Source organism: Jutongia sp., assembly GCF_057878315.1.
Genome location: NZ_DBLXSO010000016.1, coordinates 1 through 20,175, shown reverse-complemented (window position 1 = coordinate 20,175; position 20,175 = coordinate 1). Strand labels below are relative to the sequence as shown.

Below are 20,175 nucleotides of genomic sequence, written 5' to 3'. Positions count from 1 at the left end.
AATACCATAATCAAACTTTTTTTGACTTTTGGTTGATTTTGTTCAAATTTTATTGTATTATCATTTTAAAGAAAGCGGGGTGATACTATGACTGATGAACAGCAAAAAATGATTTTTTCAAACAATCTTACAACATTGCTGCAAGAGCACGACAAAACACAAAAAGAAGTTGCTGAAGCAATAAATGTTTCCCCGCAGACATTTAATACCTGGTGTAAGGGTATTGCGCTACCGCGTATGGGAAAAGTTCAATTACTAGCTGACTATTTTAATATCAAAAAATCTGATTTGATAGATGAAACAGATAATACACATACTCCGGATTATTATCTCAATCCGGAAACCAGCAAAATTGCACAGGAGATTTACGACAACAAAGAACTTTCCCTTCTTTTCGATGCAGCCAGAGATGCTGATCCTGAAGATCTGCAAACAGTCCATAGTATGTTAATGGCTTTGAAGCGTAAAGAAAAGGGACAATAATATAGGGGGTGAGGCTTCTGGATGATGTAAATGTACAAGTTTTAGACTTCGGAAATTCAATTCCGGCAACCGTAACTATTAATGAAGATGGGAGTTTTAGCATCTTTTTGAATGCACGTCTTTCCTACGAACAGCGTATGCAGGCATATCTGCATGAAATGCGACATATTCAAAAAGATGATTTTTTTACTCACAATACTGTAGAAGCGAAAGAATTGCACAACAAACACTAAACAACTTATATGGGAGGTATATCATGGATTTTAAAGGACTCATCAAATCGGCAGCTGATAAAACCGTCGAGATGGCAAAAAACGAGATTGAAAAAGCGCAAACTCAGAAACAGATTATCGCAGAACAAAGAATGCAGGTAAAAGTGGGATTTCGAATTACTGCCGGTGCCGCTTTAGTACATTCTCCCTTAGTATCAAATATGTATCAGCGATCAGACGGTACTATTTATTTCAATCAGAACATAGATGATAGTTTCACTTTGCTTGAATACATTTGGAATGGTCCACGTTTTCAAAAAACAACAAATTCTATTGCAAATACCAACGGAATGGCGCAATCTAGTGGAAACCGAGGCGCCATGGCTACCGGTGCTGCAATGGGAGGTGCCGTTGGCGGAATCGGAGGTGCTATAGTTGGCACAGCAATAGGTTCCGGTGGTAAGAAAAAGCAAAAATACCAGTCAACAACTATGTCAACTTCAACTCAGCAAAATGTGGAACAATTTACGCCTGCTACCATTAAATTAAAAAACAACAATACCGGAGAATATATCAGCATTGTCATCGCATGTAATACAATTATCGACAGTTATATACAAGGATTCCGTTTCTTTCCTGAACAAAAACAGACTATCCAATCTGTCTCGAAAGACACCACTGATGCGTTAAAGGGAATCAAAGCGCTGAAAGAATTATTGGACATGGGCGCAATTACTCAAGAAGAATTTGATGAAAAGAAAAAACAGCTACTCAATAATTAGTTTTATTGACCCATCTGTATTAAATATAATAACCTTACCCAGGGAGCCAAAGGGTGCTACGTCAGCTGCCGGACTTTTACTTAGGAGGGAGCTGGTGCCGATGGTTACATACAGTGATCTATTCACATTTATATATTTTATAATTTTTATAAATTTTATAATTTTTATATTTTTTATAAAGAATACTTGACAGGGTTTCTGCATATGCTATAATATCACTAATTAGTGAATGACTGGTGTCCGGTCATAAAAAGAGCCTTGTTTAAACAAGGCTTTTTTTATTTATCAAGGAGAATGTACTATGGATAAAGAAACAATTTTATACACATCGACAGAAGAACAAATTGAAAAGCTCAAATCTCAGCACTTAATCATTGCCGATGAACACGCTGCCAAAACGAGTCTTCTTTTATACGGCTATTCCAATTTAATCAAAAGCTATAGAGAGCCCTATGTTTTTCTGCAAAACGATAAAAAAATCTATAAACCAAATGTTACCTTTGAACAGATCTGCTCTTTATATCTTTTAGATAAAGGGCTTCGCAATTCCGTTATGGCTGCTATGCTCGATTTAGAAGAATACATTAAAGAAAATGTTGCCGATGTTGTTGCTCATGCTTTCGGAACAGATCCCAAAGACTATTTGAATTTTAGGAATTATCGTGACAAAAAAAGGAGCAAATACCGTTTTTCTTTACCTGGTATTTTGAAAACTCTAAATGATACCATTCAGTCTGATAAAGATCCTATACGTCATTATCGTTGTAAATACGGAATAGTTCCCCCTTGGATTCTTTTTAAAAACGTATACTTTACTACGATAATTAATTATATTTCCTTATTAAAGCCTGCCGAACAAACCGCATTAGCACATAGGATTTATAATTATAAGCTTTTAAATCTGGCTGATGAAAATATAAAAAAATTAATGATGGATACTTTATTTATCTGTGTAGATTATCGAAACAAAGCGGCTCATGGCGGAAGAATATATAATTACACATCAAGAAGTCGATTGAGATTTACTGAGATTTTTGGCAATCCGGTCACCGCAGAAGAAAACGGTATTGGATTATTATTGTTTTTATTAAATTTACTCCGTTACCATTCACCTTTTGGGCGTTTGCGAAATTCTCTTGACCGTGAACTAAACAGGCATTTAAAAGACTACCCTCAAGATGTTGATTTTATAGGAAATACATTAAATCTAAACATCACATTACAGGATACCGTTTACATATGTCCTCATAAAAACAACAAAAAATATCATCGCAATCGTCATTGTAGCGGAATGATAAACAGCCAAATATTAGAACTGCAAGAAGCCGAAGAACAAGGATATTCGCCTTGCAAAAAATGTTGTTAATCATAGAATAAAGTCAACAGCCCGGACGGCAATCCGGACTGCTGATAAAAACACTCTGATGTGATACGCAATACATACAGAATGCCCCAAACAAGCATATTGTATCACATCAGAACACCCGATTCAACGCAACAGGTGTTCTTTTTGTACCCATTTTTAGATAAACATAGGATAAGGATGTGATCGTATGAAACAATTAAAAGAAGTATGCGCCTATATTCGAGTCTCTACCGGCAAGCAGGAGGAGCTTTCCCCAGACAGTCAGCTTCGCCTGATCAAGGAATACGCACAGGCTCATGATATGCTTCTCACCCATGTCTATATGGAGGAGCACGGCATCTCCGGCAAGTCCTCTGAGAAGCGGCCGGCATTCCAAGAGATGATTGCTGCGTGCAAAGACAAAAGCCACCCCTACGATGCCGTTTTGCTCTGGAAATTTTCCCGGTTCGCCCGCAATCAGGATGAGGCCACCTATTACAAGTCCATCCTCCGGAAGAAATGTAATGTAGACGTAATTAGCATTTCCGAACCGATTATTGAAGGAATGTATGGCCGGCTGATCGAGATGGTGATCGAGTGGTCCGACGAGTTCTACCTGGTGAATCTTTCTGGGGAGGTCATGCGCGGAATGACGCAGAATGCTCTAAATGGCGGCTATAACTCCAATCCTCCTATCGGATATACCAAGAAACGTGGCGAGATACCACAGGTCGATCCGGAACGGGCGGAGCTGGTCCGCCGTATCTTCCGGATGTTTACCCAGCAGCATATGAGCCGGAACGATATCGCAAGCACATTAAACCGGCAGGGGATCACCACCAACCGGGGCGGTCGATGGGAAACCCGGACCGTTACCTATATTTTGGAGAATCCGTTTTATATCGGCAAGATCCGATGGAACTTCTACGACCGGAACCAGAACCGGCGCAAGGATACAGGAGACGTGATCCTGTCCGATGGCCAGCACGAACCCATTATATCTGCAGATACCTTTGCTGCTGCCGGACGCCTTCTTGCAAAGGCACGCACCACAAGCAGCTTCGGCCGAAAGCGAAGCGTCGTGGCTACGAAGCACTGGCTTTCCAGTATGGTTCTTTGTTCCTCCTGTGGTGCTTCCCTGGGATACAACAAGGGCGGCCAGAAGAAACACGCTGCACCATTCTTCCAGTGTTGGAAGCACATCAAAGGAATGTGTGATCACAACTCGTATATCTCTGCTGCCGCTCTGGAGCAGATGGTGATGGAGGCTATTATCCATTTTGGACAGTCCTTTGACCTGATGTATCACTTTTCGGATACTCCGCAGGCAGACGATACCATATACCTTACCGGAGAGCTTTCCAAACTGTCCGAAAAGGAACGCCGGATCAAGGATGCCTATATCTCCGGCATTGATTCACTGGAGGAGTACCGGGAGAATAAAGCTCTCCTGCAGAAAAAACGGGATGAACTGGAACAGCAGCTTGCCGATACCCATAAAGTAACTCCCATCAAGGAAAGATATCAGCAGATTGATATGAATCATCTTCTGACCGTCCTGCAGGATCCGGATCAGGATTATATTGTAAAGGGAAATTCATTAAGAAAAGTGTTTGATCATTTCGTATATGACAAGGAAGCCGGAACGCTTGACTGCTTCCTGAATACTTCCATCGAAAAGATTTCAAAATAGACAAAGCCCCGAAAACAGGGGCTTTGTTCCACCCCTAAACTTGCCGAATACGGACCGCCGTATTGACTGATGATCACCATCGCCGCCTTCGGATCTGTCCTGGTAATATGAACCGGATATTCCAGTCTTTTTTCATAATTAAACATATGACAAACTCCATTCTATTTTATTAAATATGAAATTAAAATGTCAGAAACGCGAGCCGGTAAATGTCACAGCTCCCATGGCCACGGGGTTTCAACCCATGTCCAGTAATCCTTGCAGTTTACCTGATCCGCCTGAAGCGGTCCATACTTCTCGCTGTATTCCTGCACTGCCTCCTCACGCTGCTTTTTTACCATCTGATAATAACTCAGTGCTACCTTATCGCATGGGTGGGTGTCCAGATAGAGGTTTGTCTCCGTCAGAGCAAAGCTGACCTGGGAGATATATTTCAGTAATCGCATCTGATCCTTGCTCATAATCTGCCTCCTTTTGCGCAGCCCTGCGGGATGCATCCATAAAATTGCAAATTCAATTCCGGAAAGATCGTTCCATTGGCGAGACCATCTGCCGGATCGTAGATTTTGCGCCACTGCTGCCACGGGACATAGCCGATGGCGAGAGGCATGCCGTAAAGAGGATCGGTACAGCTGTCACCGGCAGAATCATTCCGGCATTGTCCCTCTGCCGTGCGGCATGCGGCGTCCTGAGGAGTCATATTGCAGGATGGGACATTGTCCGGCATGCAGTCGCAGGATTCCGGAACGGCACGACAATTTCTGTTTCCGCGGCATCCCATATTCCCGCGGCATCCATTCATTGAGTTCATAGATATACTTCCTTTCTGCTTTTTTGAAATATCAGGAATATTTCCGTGATACTTTTAATATATGCAGGAACGAAAAATCGTTTACAGATAATTGGATGACATGAATTGTCTTGACGAAATAATTATCAAAGCGTTCGCTTGAGTAAAAAGGATCAAAATACGAAAAAGGTAACACCTCTGCTTTTATGCAAGGTGTTACCTTTTATAGCAATATATTATGTCGATTCAGCCTCCTGATACTGCCTACAAACCTAATTCTTTCAGTGCAGCCTCACTCGAAACAAATTCTTTGCAATCCGGATCATCATGTATTTCCCTCAACATCACTCTGTCCCACTCGTCAGGTGCAACAGTCTCTATATTATCCCAAGAGCGTAGCGGAAAATTATGGATGATCAAATCCCACACAATCTCAGCTTCATTATCATTCATAACAGCAACCGCTCCCATAATTCGTTCCTTAATTGCTGACATATAAATATCTCCTACCCGCAAGCGGTAATTTTCTTCTCCCTGCAACTTTTTAACATCTCCAGCCGGAAGATGATTGATTGCGTTCACGATACGTTTCCTGGTAACCATATCACGTTTCTTTAAAAATTTGATTGCCTGCTTAGAATATTTAATTTCTTTCATATCAGATATACCACCCTCAATCACAACTCCATAATTACCTGATATTTAATAGAGTATACCCCTGATTCATGTAAAAAACAATATAAACATTGTTTTATCAACATATAAGTTTATCCCCCTCGATGTTAATATGATCAAGAGGATATGTAATCCATGTAAAATTTTCTCATCACCCTCCATTTCCATTGACTTCCCATTTCTTTCCCCATATACTTAAATCGAAGCATTTTGACACGAAACACATGAACAAATGAAAGAAATGAGGGTATTTATGAAAAAAAGAAACAAACTTTTCCGAAACATCATCGTCTGCGCCTTGTCCGCCGCCATGGTGATTACCTCCGGCGATTTCTACGCAGCGAAGCCACAACATGCCGCAGCGGCTGACGTGATTCAGGCACTTGATTATGCCATTGTGGAAAACGTAGCGGATTTCCGCAGCTACATTGACAACGACTATCCGGCAAGCTCGCAGGATATCATTGAAACGGACTGGAGCGGAGATACACCTCTGTATGAGATCAACCTCCCATGTCCGGGTACACTTCTTGTGGCACCGATCAGCCCGGAGGGCTATGCCAAAGGCACCGTCTATATGGACCTTGCCAAAACGACTCCTGTGTTTAAGGCGGACGGCTGCGATTCCAGCCGCGACGAGATTTCTTCTTATACGATAGCCGCCGGTACATACTACTATCAGGCATCCCGCTGGAACGGAACCAATCCCCTGACAATCTCTTCCTTCATCGGCTTTATCCCGGCTAAGTCCGGTGGTCTGCGCTACACCAATGTACGCCCGGACTTTACCATTACAACCGATGTGACTGTTCCGGTCATCAGCAAGAAAGAGGATCTGACCTCCGCTGTCAACGCAGAAGCTTCCATTACGACAGACACGATCACGACTGACTGGAAGGGCTACAGTAATGTACACAGCTTCGTTGTCGAGGAAAGCGGCTGGCTGTTGGCGATGCCTCTTTGCGAAAATGACTATATCACTTGGGAGCTTTTCTCTGACACGGCGATCACATCCCGTATCTTCAAGGGAAAAACCCTCCAGAGCACGCAGGACACAATGTATAGCTGCTATCTGACACCGGGAACTTACTATTACCGTGGCAACCGCTGGAACGGAACCAATTCTCTTTCCTTTACGACATATCTTGGATTCATTCCGGATGCACCACGCTTCTCCGTAACATCCAACACACTGAATGCCGATGCTTCCGGTGCCAACGTTACCTTCCAGGGAGAAACCGGAACGATCCGTGTTATGGAGGGAGATTATGATCCATCCATTGTGATGAGCGACACATTCTGGAATACCTCCAACCGGGTAAATGTTATCAACGGCACTTCAACAACGATCAAGAAGAACGGTAAATACGTTGCCCGCCTTGAGACGGCCGATGGACTGTATGTGATGGTTCCATTCACGGTGTCCGGCGTTATCGAAAAGGTTGTTGTGATTCCAACCGCAACACCGGTGCCAACGCAGACACCGGCTTCAACACGGACACCTGTCACGACACCGACTCCGGGTAAGACAACCACTCCTTCCACAACTGCCACACCGGCGAAGAAGGTCTACAAGATCACGGTTGCCAAGAAGAAGCTGAAGATCAAGGTGAAGAAATCAAAGAAGATCAAATACACGATCACAAAGGGTTATGTCGGTCTGGTTCGTTTAAAGACCTCCAACCCTAAGGTTGCAACGGTCAACAGCAAGGGCGTTGTTACCGCCAAAAAGAAGGGAAAATGTAAGATTACACTGTCTCTGTCCAACGGTAAGAAGGTCGTTGTTCAGATCACTGTAAAAAAATAATTTCTCATACATCACTAGCACTTCAAAGGGGGTGTCCCAATATTGGGACACCCCCTTATCAGACCATTTGCCGCATGATCGCGCCTTCCTCTCGCATCATACTTCAAAGCACTTCTAATTGTACAGCGAAATATTATAACGAAGCTTGCGGTAAATCTTGTAGAGGATCACACCGATCATACCAACAACCGTGCCTCCTACAAGTGCAATACCAAATGTTCCTCCAATTCCTAATAATATCATTCCTAAAATTTTCATTGATTATCAACCTTTCTTTCACTGCGTGACGCAGCTTAATAAAGGCCTGCAGCCTGTCGTGACCGCAGGCGCATCACCGGCAGCAGCCGCCGGCTTCTCCACTTCCACCGCCTGCTGCCGCATTTATTCCGTTTATATTAATTCATACCTTTATAAAATGATGTTGGGGCAAAATACCTTTTGACCCCAACTGATGCTACGGATTGCTTCATTGCATCATAAAATTCATACCGAAAGAAGCCCCTTTCTCCCGAAGAAGCAACTCCTCATATAAAACATTGAAATGTCCGATTCCGGACGGAAAACGGCATACTGCCGTCTCTGAAAACAGAATGATGCGGTACATGGCAAAAGGTATCCCTGACGGATGCCTCAGATTGCCCGATTGCATCATAGATAGGAATGATATCAGCCTTTAGAACCGTCCTGCTGATGTATGTATGCGATGATCACTGACTCACACGTCACGATTGCGCCTGCGGCATTCATTGCCCGGCTCCGGAATATATTGTCCGAAGCACCACCGGCAGCCACGCCCAGCTTCACAAAGGAGCTAAGCTTTGAAAATGTACGGTTCCTCTGACCGGATTCGGTCCGTCTGAGAACCTCGCCCGTACTGCGCAGCATCGAATCGCCAAGCTGCTCGGACGAACACATATCCTGACTGTCTGTCGGATTCTGCAGACTCTGGAATACGCCGGACGTCACAGTTTTGGACACACCAAATTCAGGATCTGTCTTGACCTTCTCAAAACACATCCCTGAGAGGAATAAAACCACGATCAGGCAGATACTCATCCACCGCTTCATCTTATAAGTCTCTCTCATCTGTGATACCTCGTTTCGACTACATTTTATCAAATTTTAAACGTTTTGTCACGTCCCCCTTTCGGACCACCCGCATCTCCCGTCAAGCCGGCAAGGGAGCAAGTAAAAGCCCCTTTACTCCTCCGCAGTCGTCACTCCGTGATCTCGATCAGGTTCTCCGGCTTCATCAGGCTGTCATAAGAAAATGTCAGCCCTTTCACCTTCCGTATCGCTCCGAAATAATCCCCCTTCGCCGTCACCGAAAAATATCCCCAGCCATTAGTGCCGGTCACGATCGAGCTGTCACTGTCCATCAGAACATTCTCCCTCCAGTCAGACTTTTCGGTGTCATCCCTGCTCACGCTCACATAAACATACTCCTGCGAAGGATTCTGCCGCAAATACCATGCGTCCTCCAGCGTAGTTCCTTCCACATCCGCAAGACTTCGCTGATCCCCGGACTTCGTACGATCGAAGGTAAGCTTGCAGTACCCCATCTTCGACAATGATTCATCAAACACGATCAAAAGGACCTGCTTTTCGTAGACCTTGCTCTGCCCGGCATCCCAGAGATACACAGGTCTCGCTGACACATATAATTTACCGCTCTTTTTCTTCGTCAGCTCCTGTCCGACCGACCAGATCATTCCGCGAATCTCTTTCCCGTCCGATCTGCGTTCCAGCAGATCCTTCACCGAGATCAGATAATCATCCGTCACCCGGTCCATTTCAAGCTCCCCCGCTCTTAAAACATCATAATCCGCCCGTACATCCGTCTCCCCAATTTCAGCCTCTTCCTGCTTCTTCAATGCCTGCTGATTCCTCTGATCAACCAGCACGAACAGAATCACCGCCACCAGACAAACCACCCCGACCACATATTTCTTCTTCATACGATCCCCTCCTTGCAAGGAATTTCATCGGTTCTTCTGTTTATCTGTGGCGCTTGTCGCAGAAATGTTGCAGGGTAATTTAAATATTATAAATTCCCTCTCTCCTGCATCTCCTTACCCAGGATCAGGAAAATCACACCGGTAAGGATCAATGCCGCCGGTCCGAATATATTGCCGGTCTGCAGATCCAGATTATCCACTAAAATATACGAAATCCTTCCGTTCAGGAACAGATTAAAGATCAGCATCGCCAAAAAAGAAACCGCCACCGAACGAACAAGGCATGCAATCCCATAGACCAGACACGCCGAAAAGAAGCATTGTATAAATAAACCAATAAAATCTTCCGGGTAGATATAATCCGGCCATCGATTCATGATCCACAGACATACCGGTACGATCATAATGTCATACAGCACAAAGTAAATCAGGACATCCACCCATTTATTCCTCTCATATAAGCCGAACAGTTCTCCCTCCTGCCCCATGACAGGCTCTACACAAAGCGCCGTCCACCACGCCGCCATGATCGGATAGATCAGCGCTATCTGATTCCACATGGTATCCAGCAGATGATACGTTGTCCCCGCAGACTGCAGTATGTAAATCGTAACCGGAACCAGAACATAACACACCAGAAACGGAAGATACTTTAACGGTCCCATTCCTCTCCACTGTAACGCCGTCCTGTCAAAACGGTTCATTATTTTTTCAATAAGCATATATAACCATCCTCCACTGTCGACTCCAGCGCATTTGAAACAGCTTCTCTCAGAATGACACGATGCATTTTTCTTCCCTTTTTGAGATATGTCTTCTCAATCTCACCATCAATTCCCTGTTTCACCTGTTCCTCATCCACCTCGACGATCCTTCCGGCTGCATATCTGCAAAGCTCCAGGGTATCTCCCTGATAAATAAAATTTCCATCTGCCATTACAATTGTTTTATCGCAGCTCGCCTCAACATCCTCTACGATATGCGTGGACAAGATAACAATCCTTCCGTCAGAAATATTGTCAATGACATTCTTGAACCGGTTTCGTTCCTCCGGATCCAGTCCTGATGTCGGCTCATCCAAAAGAATCACTTGCGGATCTCCCAGGATTGCCTGCGCAATTCCCACTCTTCGCACCATTCCTCCGGACAACGTCCTAATCTTTGCGTCCCTTTTGTCCTCAAGATTCGTATAGGTCAGACTCTGATCAATCTGATCCTTCCACTCTCTTCTCGAAAGCTTTTTGATATTGCAGAAATATTCCAGCATCTGATATACCGAAAGCTCCGGGTATCCGACAAACTTCTGCGGAAGATATCCGATTTTCCTGAGTCCCATTTTGCGGACATTGCTTTCATTTAAAATAATATCTCCCTTATATTGATAATACCCCGTCATACATCTCATCAGAGTTGTTTTCACTGCTCCATTTGTGCCGAGCAGACCATAAACACCATTCTCCAGATCACAGCTGATCCCATGCAGGATTTCTTTGCGCCGGAATGATTTTCTGACCTCTTTTAACTGCAAGCTATTCCTTGTTTCCATAAACTTCCCTCATTATTCTAAAGATTCTATCCAATTATCGATACCCAGTTTAACCTCTGTATCATCCTCTGCCGGATACAGCATTCCTGTGTTTAATGTCTCAATGATATCACGTTCTCCCAGCAAAGTATCCACAATGTGATCGTTTGCAACGCACCAGTTAATATAATTATAATCCGGCGATACAATAAACGTTTTCCCTTTCATGGAATATTTCGTTTCCTGATCAATTTTGCGAAAAAGCTCTTTATATTTTGAAACATTTTCACAATCCAGACGGGAACATATCACCCGCACTCCTTCTATGTTCCTCTCCACAAGATAAGAATTTCCTATCAACGTGATGCCATCACTTCTCCCGGAAAGCTTCCATACCACAAATCCATGCTCCTTTGTTTGCGCGAGCGTCTTTAGATTCGAGGCAACCGGATATTTTCCTTTGCACCGCAGCGTCACTTTAAAATCCGTCTCCTCCGAAAATACCTCCCTTGAAAAGCAGTCGTCGCCCACGATCTTTCCTTTCAGCCCCGGATACGGATCGCCACTTTCCAAAAAGATCCTGTGCCATCCCGGCATCGGATAATATGCATAATTGGCAGGTAGCATCATTCCCTGCGTCGTTGCATAAAAGCCTTTGGTCGTACCATGATAAACAATCCGGATCGAATGCAGCTTCCCACGGGAATTATGAACCAGAAGATAATCCTCATCCTGCTCAAAAGTCAACTTCTCTCCCCGCTCATCCGTCACCTGATCAACCTGAAAAATATACTGCAGCGTGAACGGATACTCCTTTTGCGTCCCATCTGTCGGAACCACACAAGCTTCTGCCTGAAACTGATCCGTCACCGTAACATTCATATCATAACTCTCCACCTGAAAAGCCTTCTTATTCTGTCCCTTTTTCGTCAGAGAAATATCGGAATATTCCGCCTGCCGGTATCGTTCCACATACGACACAGAGTCCCATGTATTCGGAATATTCATCATAAAATAAACGGCTCCTGTCGGCTGAAAAAACAACGCCAGAAAGGTCACTGCCAACATTCCGGAAACAACACTCCAAGCCTTTCGTCCCGCCTGCTTCCACAATATGATTGCCAGCATGAAACACGCAAAAAATAACGCCCGGTAAATATGTACGTTTTCTGCCGTCAACAGATAATCCGCATCCCTGCAGATTCCACGTCTGCTTTGAAAGAAAAAGCTAAATAACGTTGTCAGTTTCCACAGAAATTCATGCTTGTCCGACATACTGCTTAACAGCGACAAAAAGCTCATATCGAAAACATAAAATGTAAGAGCGATCAACGCCAGACCATATAACCGGCTGGTAACCAGTGATATTACCCAGCCGATACATATGGCCACCAGAATCATCAGAAATATGTATATAAAGATAACCCTCACCGTGTACAGGACAAGTGCTTTACAAAGCACATCCGCCTGACTGTAACACATAATGTGAAATGCAAACAGATAAACGGAGCCCAGCAGATCCGCCCCTAATAATACAACAAACTCTTTCCCCTGCGCCCGCAGCAGTTGTCCGTTTCCAAGAAGCAGCTCCTCCATATGAAAACGTTTGATGTCGTAAAAACACTCGTATGCAATCACCAGATAAACCAGAAAAATATACGGTAAAATCTCCATCATCAGATCAATCGGTCTATTGACTTCGTTCCAGTATATTTTGGTCGTAAACAGAAAATAAGACACACAGCCCCAGAAGACAAGAAGCACTCCTGCCTTGATGGGACTTTTTAGAAATCGGATCACACTGGTTTTTATCATTTCACTCTCCACTATCTATTTGCTAATACACCCTTCTCCATTTCATAGACCGCATCACATAATACTGAGATATCCTCAGAAGAATGCGAAGCGATCAGTATCGTTTTCCCCTGCTCTCTCAGGTCGATCAGATACCGTCGCATATCCTCAACCCCGTCCTTATCAAGCCCGTTCATCGGCTCATCCAGAATCAGAATATCCGGATCCTCCATGATCGCCTGTGCCAGACCCAGCCTCTGCCGCATTCCAAGAGAATACTTTTTCACATGCCGCTTCAGTTTCGGATCAAGCCCTGTCCTCTCCATCGCCTGAATAATCTCCTCTTTGCCAATCTTGTTCCGAAGCCCCGCCAGCAGCTTAAGATTTTTGTAGCCGGAATAATACGGAATAAAGCCGGGCGTCTCAATGATGATCCCCATATTTTTCGGAAAATCCACATCCTTTCCAACTCTCTTCCCGTCCACGACCACCACTCCCCGGGTCGGTCGGATAAATCCGCATATGCATTTCATCAGCATCGTTTTACCGCTGCCGTTTCTGCCGATCAGTCCATGTATCTTTCCGGCTTCCAGAGAAACCGTCACATCGTTCAATATCGCCGTTTTGCCGATCGTAAGACTGAGCCCTCTGACCTCAATAATATCTTTCATAATGATCCATTCCTTTCCGATTACAGCTCCTTATTCCACCTGTTCGACATTAAATAATTCCATCCGATGCACTGCCCGGGCAGTAAGCACCAGCATCACACCGATAGCAATCATAAAATAAGCAAACGAACACCACACCGGCATTTTCGGCGCATTCAGAATCGTATCATAATGCAGCCAGATAATCGTATTTGCCATCGGAAACAGCCACATTGTATCCGTTTTCAATGAACATGTAACAACACCGGCAGCGATCACAAAAACTGCCACAAGAAGTCCAAGTGTCTGAACATGTTTTAATTTAAAGAAATAAATGATCAGGCAGATCAGAAACAAATATGCACACATCATACACAATGTCTGTATCACCGTCACACGCAGCGGAATCTGATTATACAGATTGGACGGCAAAAGCCGGGCAGTAAAGCTGTTTGCTTCATCCGGAAAATTTGCATTGTACTTCGTAACAACATCACTCCATCTTCCGGTAAAATCACCGCCTGTCATCAAAAGACTTCCTCCAAATACAACCCCCAGATATGTAAGAATCGTCATCATAAGGAACACAAGCTGCCCTGCAAACCAGTTAAACCGCCCTGTTCTCTGCAAGAAGAATAATGTATTACCTGTCACCTTCGGATAATCACTGATCAGTACCAGAAACACACAGGGCATAAGCATGACCAGCATTCCCGAATTGCCGATTGCAACGAACGGCTCCATCCGTTCCAGCTCCGCTCCCAGCTTTGCCGCCCGGGTCAACAGCGGTTCCACCGCAAGGATCCGCATAAACACCAGCAAAACCGGCACAATGATAACTCTCGGGTTTGTAATCCATTTGATGTATTCGCTTCTGGCAACTGCCAGAATACACTTTATACTTTTATTCACCGCAATCAACCCTCCTGCTTTGCACCACCAGATACACAATATAGAAAAACAGCACCAGCAAACCATGGTATAGCAGTACTTCTCCGATCTGACTTCCACTCCCTGCCAGATCCGTCAACTGATCCGGATCCAGAAATGCAGTCATACGCCGAAGCCATGTACTTACTTTTTCCGGATCTTCCAACATACGCCATCGTATTTTTTCGCAGGTCTGGTTGATTCCATATTTTATAAAAAACGGAATGCACATTACCAGATATTTGTTGCGGATCAGAGCTGTCATCATCATAATCGGTGCCGCCCAAAACATACCATACAAAAACATTCCGCCGACTTTAACCATAATCGTCTGAATATAATGTGTGCCCGAAATTTGTATATGTATTGCTGCCATCATTTCTTTGTATTGCGTCTGCAACTCGGGACTGTATGCGTTGATAGATGGAAATAACGCATGAACGACCAGCACAAAAATGATAAATCCAATCATGACTGCAAGTCCTCCGCATAAACAGCCTGTCATAAACCGGGATGTATAATAACAAAACCGATTCGTCCGAAACACCTCGAAACGTACCGATTTCGCTTCATGTTCATCGCAGACCAGAGGCACAAAGGCAAAGGAAGCAATGATCGGGACAAACAAAAACAGCCAGTTTCCCGCACCATTCCGGACAACCTCAAAGGAGCAGAACATTGTATCATCCAACATAAACTGCCGGTCAAAGGTCAGCAGCGAGCGGAATACAGAATACTTGTTTCCTGTAACGCCATCTTCATAAATGTATGCCGCAAAACACAGCAGACAGGTAAAGATAATACACAGATAAAAACCATATCCACTCAGAATTTTCCGAAAATCCGTTTTGATATTCCGCAGTATCATTTTCCGTTCCCTTTCCACCACTTTGTCGGTATCATGGCATACCGGTAATTTTGTCCGTCTGCCGCATCCAGATAACAGACATATGTCATTTCATCGTTTGTATTTTCCAGTGTAATCTTCCATGCCGGCGTAATCTTTGCAGACGAATGCTCCGTATCAATATATCCATTCTTTGTTCTGGCAAATTGCTGTGCATAGACAAGTTCAATCTCATTCACCTTAAATTTGATATGCTCTGTCATTTGGCTACTGACAGATTTGATCGCACTTTCTAATGATATAATCTCCGACAGATTTGTTCTATTGACCGCATTTTCCTTCAGATAAAAGCCATCTATAATATCGACATCTTTACTTTCTACCATAAATGCGTTACCGATCAGCGAAGAATACTTGTCATATCCCAGACGTCCCTCATATTCTCCTGCTCTCATATAATCAAAAGGAATCCCCTCATACTCCTTCGTCGTTATCATATTATATCCATAGATATTTTTTGTTACACGGTATACATCCACCTCTGTCACAACTGTTTTCGCCGTCTTGTCTCCTGCACCTGGAAGACTGTTTATGTACTTTTCCAGAAATTTTACCGCATCGCAGACAGCAATTTTACGATCCTCTAACTGGTACTTCTCGGTGCTGTCCGGAGAATATGATGCAACATATTCTAAGTAAGCCGATGGATCATATCCATCCAGTCCCGGATACACTTTCTCATGCGTATCATCATTTTCAACTTTACTGCCATTGAGGGCAACTGTTTTCCCTTTATTAACCGTTCCGTACCCATACCCGATCGGATTACCAAGCTCCAGACAAACAGAGGGCTTCCACTCCGTCATGTTTTCATTCCATGTATCATCATAAATATAATAAACTCGTCCTTCTTTCCCGGAAAGAATCTGATCCTTCCAGTCCTTCACCTTATTATAATCCTGAACAAGTTCTCCCGTCTCGTCATCATACTCCAGCTTCGAACTTCCGCCACTATACAGCAGGTGATTCTCATTCATAGAATGATCCGGGAATAAATATCGAAACATTTCTCGAAACTCACTGTCATAATCTTTCATATCCACATCAAAGTTATAATCGGCAGTATATTGATATACACTCGTCTTCTTTGATGGAAGCTTCACGGAAAGTTCCTTTGAGACCTGAAGATTCGAACAGGAATTGATCGTATCTATCACCTTGTCATCGCTGATATGCAAATCTACTGCGGATGTCTTATCTACTTGCTTCCTGCTCTCTGTTCCATGATTCTTTCCTCCACCGCAGCCGGTAAAGCAAAGGAGCACGATTACTGACAATGTCAGGTATATTGTTGTCTTCTTCATAAGCTTCCCCCTAATAATACCTATATAATTTTGTCCACCAGATCCTCATAACAATGTGAATCTGGTGGATCTTGTTATTATAAAAACTTATCCTTTATTACTTGCTATTAATTTATTGCCACAATGTTTCCTTGAGAATTGTATGTATCATTTGTTGTCGGAGTATAAGCAGACACTTTATACTGTACCGAAATGTTAGCAATCGGACTTCCCACACTTGGGTTGCAAGTAGCTTTACCTGTATTCGTTATTGTTTTCTTAGTCATAGTATAATTTTCACAGCGAATATATGTATAACCCGTTGTAGCCTTGCTATTCGTGTGAGTGCTATAATTACACGTTGCAGTTGCACCTTTTGCTCGCTGCTTAACAATAATGCTTTTTGCAACACCTTCAGAACTAGGTGCACCCGAATAATTTGCATGAGAAACCGCCCAGCTTGTCGCTCCTACATTGGCACCTCCGATCCCTAATGCTGCAATTAATGCTACCGCCAAAACACTCATAGTTTTTTTAAATTTTTTCATAATACATATCTCCCTTCAAAATAAATAACTTTAATTATAAATAAGTTGCTGTCAAATATTTTCTGGCATGAGCTGTCATATAACATCAAAACTGTCATTTTACCAGATTTAAATCTTCTTTTTACATCCCTCCATTTCTCTTTGCTCTTTTTAACTAAGCTTTTGTTTCTTCTGTGATACTTTTTGAAGCTGTTTAGGAACATTCATTTCCAAAAACAAAACATAGATACCGATATTATATTGTTAATCGTTTGTTTTTCTAAACATTTACTATTCTTTCAACAGCCTTATTGATATTCTATTCCTCCTTTCTGTTTTTATGTTAACACATTTCTATTCATAAATGTCATACATCGTCTATTAGGTATCTTTTATTGACTAACTGGTTATTTTATTTTGATTTTTAGAACAATCCGTAATATAAATTTAAAGATAGAGGAAGCGCCCGAACCGGTATTTTACCGGAACGGGCGTTTCTTGATAAGAGAGTGATTTACAATCTCCTGTTAAATATTTCATTCTTTGATTTTTCTGCTATGCACAATAATTCTCTGCATTTAATTCTCCGGCCAAACCAGCGATTCTACCTTAATCTTACAAACCTCTACCGTTTTTCCGTCAACAGCTGAACTCATGTCATTATGATATGTCAACTGTGTTGTTACGGTATCAATCCCCGGAAGTCTCCACGGAAGCTCCACCAAAACATACTGCGTTTCTATTACAGTTGTGACAATCCCATTTTTCGCTGTCCAATCTGCCTGCAGATTGATGACCATGTCCTGATCCTTCTGCTCTGTGGAAGTTAATGTTACATCATAACCATCGGTAACCGGCACTCCTACCAATGCAACCGTATACTTCTGGAAATACTCATCATCCAGACTCTTTAACTTCTCTGCAACTGCCGCTGCCTTGTTGTTCTTTGATGCTTTGGCTTCGAGTTTCTTTGCTGCATATGCTGCTTCTGCAGTCGTATAGATCAGATCAATCGATTCCTTTGAAATATCCAGATCCGCATTCGGTGACTGTGTCGGTGTTGTCGTTGGTGCCGGTGTCTGTGTTACCTGCGGTGCTGCCGACTGTGTTGTAACCGGTGCCTGCGTTGCAACCGGCGTCTGTGTTACCTGCGGTGCCGTTGTCGTTGCCGGAGCTGTCGTTGCTTCTACCTTTTTCTTTGTCACCTTGATCACAAATTTAGCGGCAAGCTGACCCTTTTTCCCGGTTGTTCTTGCTGTGACATTGGCTTTTCCAACAGATACTGCCTTGATTTTGCCGGATTTGTTCACGGTGACAACCGATTTGTTACTGCTTTTCCATTTCACATTTTTCTTTGCGAATGATTTGCTGACCTGCAGTTTCTTCACTGCTCCAACCGTCAGTGAAATTGTCTGCTTTTTCATTTTTGCCTGTGTGGAAACCACATTAGCAGGCACGATCAGTGTTGCGATCAACGCTCCTGCGGTTACCATTGATACGATTCTTTTCATAAAGCTACCTCCTTGTTTTTCTTGTGAATGTTTCTTGCGTAAATTGTTGTTTATTTTAACACATATTTTATTACAAATGTCATACATTATCTATTCGGTCATTCTGATTGTCATATTGGTTATTTAAGCTTTTCTTAATACTGCATACTACAAAACCTCATCAAACCAAATAGACGTTTCATGATATACTTATTTCCCACTATTTATGCTTATTCCAATATTCAACCATTGTCTCCTCAACGACTTTCTTTTTTCTTCTACTGATGGACAACTCAATGTTATTGTCAAGAACCAGTTTATTCTCATTTTTCCAAACCTTTTTTATATGTTTTTTATTCACCATACATCCTCTGTATATCTCTATGAATAACTGAACCTCTTCCCCCAATTCGTTTTTTAACTGTGTTATATTCTTCCATGCTTCTATCCGTTCCTCTCTGGTATAAATAATACATTTTCTGTTTTCTAATTCAAAATACATAATATCACTGCTCTTTACTTTTTGAATTCCCTGGGTATTCTTAATAATGATATATGTTCGTCTGGAAACTGCAAGTTTTTCACACGCTGCTTGTAATGCCGGCAGCAATTCCTCATTCATATGATCCTTTCGAATATAACGAAACACTGCATACTCAAAAGATTGATACACATACTTCGTATAGGAAGTCATAAATATCACTATTGCATTCTTCTGCTCATCCCTAATTTTTTGGGCAATATCTATGCCCGATAAATTCCGCATTTTTATATCTGTCACAAATATATCGTATGGAGAGGTTTTTGCATTTAAAATTTGAAACATCTGACTTTCTTCATGACAATATTTTATATTAACATCATATTTTATCTCGCTCTGTACAGACTCAAGATATTCCTTTGTTCTCTGTAAATCTTGCAGATTATTATCCAAAAAAATTATATTAAACATTTTGTCCTCTTTAACCCTGCTGAATTATAATAATTTTGTATCTTTATAAATGATCTTTTAATTTTTCAAATCATGCCACTTTCCGAACCCCTCCCGGAAAACGGCACCTGATATTTTACATACTCAAATGTGCTGTTGTTACTATAATTTTGTATCGTTAAAACCCTTCTACTCCACCCTGTAGATTACGGTTCATACAATCCGTGTAAGACACGCTTCCGATCCTCTGTGTATAATGCACGGCACGATATCATCGCATTATCTTCCTGATAATCACCGGCAGCTGCAGCACACCGGTCAATATCACTCCGAGCGCCACACAGGTCGAATAACGGTTGTATCCCATTACATTCATAACGACAGAAACAAAAC

The 20,175-nt window shown here is 42.7% G+C and carries 21 protein-coding genes and 1 pseudogene; 5 read left to right on the top strand and 17 right to left on the bottom strand.

Features of this window, described 5'->3' with window-relative positions:
- Positions 1-87: 87 nt before the first annotated feature.
- The 4 genes from ACZLMD_RS05475 to ACZLMD_RS05460 all read left to right on the top strand — a co-directional run bounded on the left by ACZLMD_RS05475 (position 88) and on the right by ACZLMD_RS05460 (position 4,515).
- Positions 88-483: a helix-turn-helix transcriptional regulator gene (locus ACZLMD_RS05475; RefSeq protein ID WP_489495251.1), complete on the top strand. Its 396-nt coding sequence runs from the start codon at positions 88-90 to the stop codon at positions 481-483.
- Positions 484-739: 256 nt separating this feature from the next.
- Positions 740-1,477, top strand: a complete 738-nt coding sequence (locus ACZLMD_RS05470; RefSeq protein WP_489495250.1) for an SHOCT domain-containing protein — start codon at positions 740-742, stop codon at positions 1,475-1,477.
- 301 nt (positions 1,478-1,778) lie between these two features.
- Positions 1,779-2,843 (top strand): Abi family protein, encoded by a 1,065-nt coding sequence (locus ACZLMD_RS05465; RefSeq protein ID WP_178413775.1) that lies wholly within the window; start codon positions 1,779-1,781, stop codon positions 2,841-2,843.
- Positions 2,844-3,030: 187 nt separating this feature from the next.
- Entirely contained in the window at positions 3,031-4,515 is a 1,485-nt protein-coding gene (locus tag ACZLMD_RS05460) for a recombinase family protein (protein ID WP_489495249.1), read from the top strand.
- Positions 4,516-4,565: 50 nt separating this feature from the next.
- Here ACZLMD_RS05460 and ACZLMD_RS05455 read toward each other — a convergent pair.
- From ACZLMD_RS05455 to ACZLMD_RS05440, 4 genes and pseudogenes are all read right to left on the bottom strand, one after another.
- Positions 4,566-4,661, bottom strand: a pseudogene (locus ACZLMD_RS05455) (manganese catalase family protein); the annotation flags it as partial.
- A 66-nt stretch (positions 4,662-4,727) separates the two neighbouring features.
- Positions 4,728-4,976, bottom strand: coding sequence for a spore coat protein CotJB (locus ACZLMD_RS05450; protein WP_022305852.1), 249 nt, complete (start codon positions 4,974-4,976; stop codon positions 4,728-4,730).
- Positions 4,973-5,326: a spore coat associated protein CotJA gene (locus ACZLMD_RS05445; protein ID WP_022305851.1), complete on the bottom strand. Its 354-nt coding sequence runs from the start codon at positions 5,324-5,326 to the stop codon at positions 4,973-4,975. Before ACZLMD_RS05445 ends, ACZLMD_RS05450 begins: the two co-directional genes overlap by 4 nt.
- Positions 5,327-5,569: 243 nt before the next feature.
- On the bottom strand, positions 5,570-5,962 hold the full coding sequence (locus tag ACZLMD_RS05440) for a type II toxin-antitoxin system RelE family toxin (protein ID WP_022305850.1): 393 nt from the start codon (positions 5,960-5,962) through the stop codon (positions 5,570-5,572).
- A gap of 271 nt (positions 5,963-6,233) precedes the next feature.
- On the opposite strand from ACZLMD_RS05440, the gene ACZLMD_RS05435 reads away from it, so the two are divergent.
- The gene (locus tag ACZLMD_RS05435) at positions 6,234-7,787 is read left to right on the top strand and encodes an Ig-like domain-containing protein (RefSeq protein WP_158577215.1); all 1,554 of its coding nucleotides are present in this window, start codon (positions 6,234-6,236) and stop codon (positions 7,785-7,787) included.
- 114 nt (positions 7,788-7,901) lie between these two features.
- On the opposite strand, the gene ACZLMD_RS05430 is transcribed toward ACZLMD_RS05435, so the two are convergent.
- From ACZLMD_RS05430 to ACZLMD_RS05370, 13 genes are all read right to left on the bottom strand, one after another.
- Positions 7,902-8,045 carry a hypothetical protein gene (locus ACZLMD_RS05430; protein ID WP_022305848.1) on the bottom strand — a complete coding sequence of 48 codons (144 nt, stop codon included), beginning with the start codon at positions 8,043-8,045 and terminating at the stop codon, positions 7,902-7,904.
- A gap of 408 nt (positions 8,046-8,453) precedes the next feature.
- Positions 8,454-8,873 (bottom strand): hypothetical protein, encoded by a 420-nt coding sequence (locus ACZLMD_RS05425; RefSeq protein WP_489495247.1) that lies wholly within the window; start codon positions 8,871-8,873, stop codon positions 8,454-8,456.
- A gap of 131 nt (positions 8,874-9,004) precedes the next feature.
- A complete protein-coding gene (locus ACZLMD_RS05420) occupies positions 9,005-9,745 on the bottom strand; it encodes a hypothetical protein (RefSeq protein ID WP_489495246.1) in 741 nt (246 codons plus the stop codon).
- A gap of 86 nt (positions 9,746-9,831) precedes the next feature.
- Positions 9,832-10,467 (bottom strand): hypothetical protein, encoded by a 636-nt coding sequence (locus ACZLMD_RS05415; RefSeq protein WP_118560842.1) that lies wholly within the window; start codon positions 10,465-10,467, stop codon positions 9,832-9,834.
- Positions 10,449-11,291 carry an ATP-binding cassette domain-containing protein gene (locus ACZLMD_RS05410; RefSeq protein WP_489495245.1) on the bottom strand — a complete coding sequence of 281 codons (843 nt, stop codon included), beginning with the start codon at positions 11,289-11,291 and terminating at the stop codon, positions 10,449-10,451. The genes ACZLMD_RS05415 and ACZLMD_RS05410 overlap by 19 nt, the downstream gene beginning before the upstream one ends.
- A gap of 12 nt (positions 11,292-11,303) precedes the next feature.
- The gene (locus ACZLMD_RS05405; protein WP_489495244.1) at positions 11,304-13,085 is read right to left on the bottom strand and encodes a hypothetical protein; all 1,782 of its coding nucleotides are present in this window, start codon (positions 13,083-13,085) and stop codon (positions 11,304-11,306) included.
- 11 nt (positions 13,086-13,096) lie between these two features.
- Entirely contained in the window at positions 13,097-13,735 is a 639-nt protein-coding gene (locus ACZLMD_RS05400) for an ATP-binding cassette domain-containing protein (RefSeq protein ID WP_022305842.1), read from the bottom strand.
- Positions 13,736-13,765: 30 nt separating this feature from the next.
- Positions 13,766-14,626 carry a hypothetical protein gene (locus ACZLMD_RS05395; RefSeq protein ID WP_022305841.1) on the bottom strand — a complete coding sequence of 287 codons (861 nt, stop codon included), beginning with the start codon at positions 14,624-14,626 and terminating at the stop codon, positions 13,766-13,768.
- A complete protein-coding gene (locus ACZLMD_RS05390; protein ID WP_022305840.1) occupies positions 14,619-15,512 on the bottom strand; it encodes an ABC transporter permease in 894 nt (297 codons plus the stop codon). Before ACZLMD_RS05390 ends, ACZLMD_RS05395 begins: the two co-directional genes overlap by 8 nt.
- Positions 15,509-16,855 (bottom strand): hypothetical protein, encoded by a 1,347-nt coding sequence (locus ACZLMD_RS05385; protein WP_022305839.1) that lies wholly within the window; start codon positions 16,853-16,855, stop codon positions 15,509-15,511. Before ACZLMD_RS05385 ends, ACZLMD_RS05390 begins: the two co-directional genes overlap by 4 nt.
- A gap of 107 nt (positions 16,856-16,962) precedes the next feature.
- On the bottom strand, positions 16,963-17,382 hold the full coding sequence (locus ACZLMD_RS05380; protein WP_022305838.1) for a hypothetical protein: 420 nt from the start codon (positions 17,380-17,382) through the stop codon (positions 16,963-16,965).
- A 557-nt stretch (positions 17,383-17,939) separates the two neighbouring features.
- Positions 17,940-18,872 (bottom strand): Ig-like domain-containing protein, encoded by a 933-nt coding sequence (locus ACZLMD_RS05375; protein ID WP_489495243.1) that lies wholly within the window; start codon positions 18,870-18,872, stop codon positions 17,940-17,942.
- 199 nt (positions 18,873-19,071) lie between these two features.
- On the bottom strand, positions 19,072-19,803 hold the full coding sequence (locus ACZLMD_RS05370; RefSeq protein WP_022306740.1) for a LytR/AlgR family response regulator transcription factor: 732 nt from the start codon (positions 19,801-19,803) through the stop codon (positions 19,072-19,074).
- Positions 19,804-20,175 lie beyond the last annotated feature (372 nt).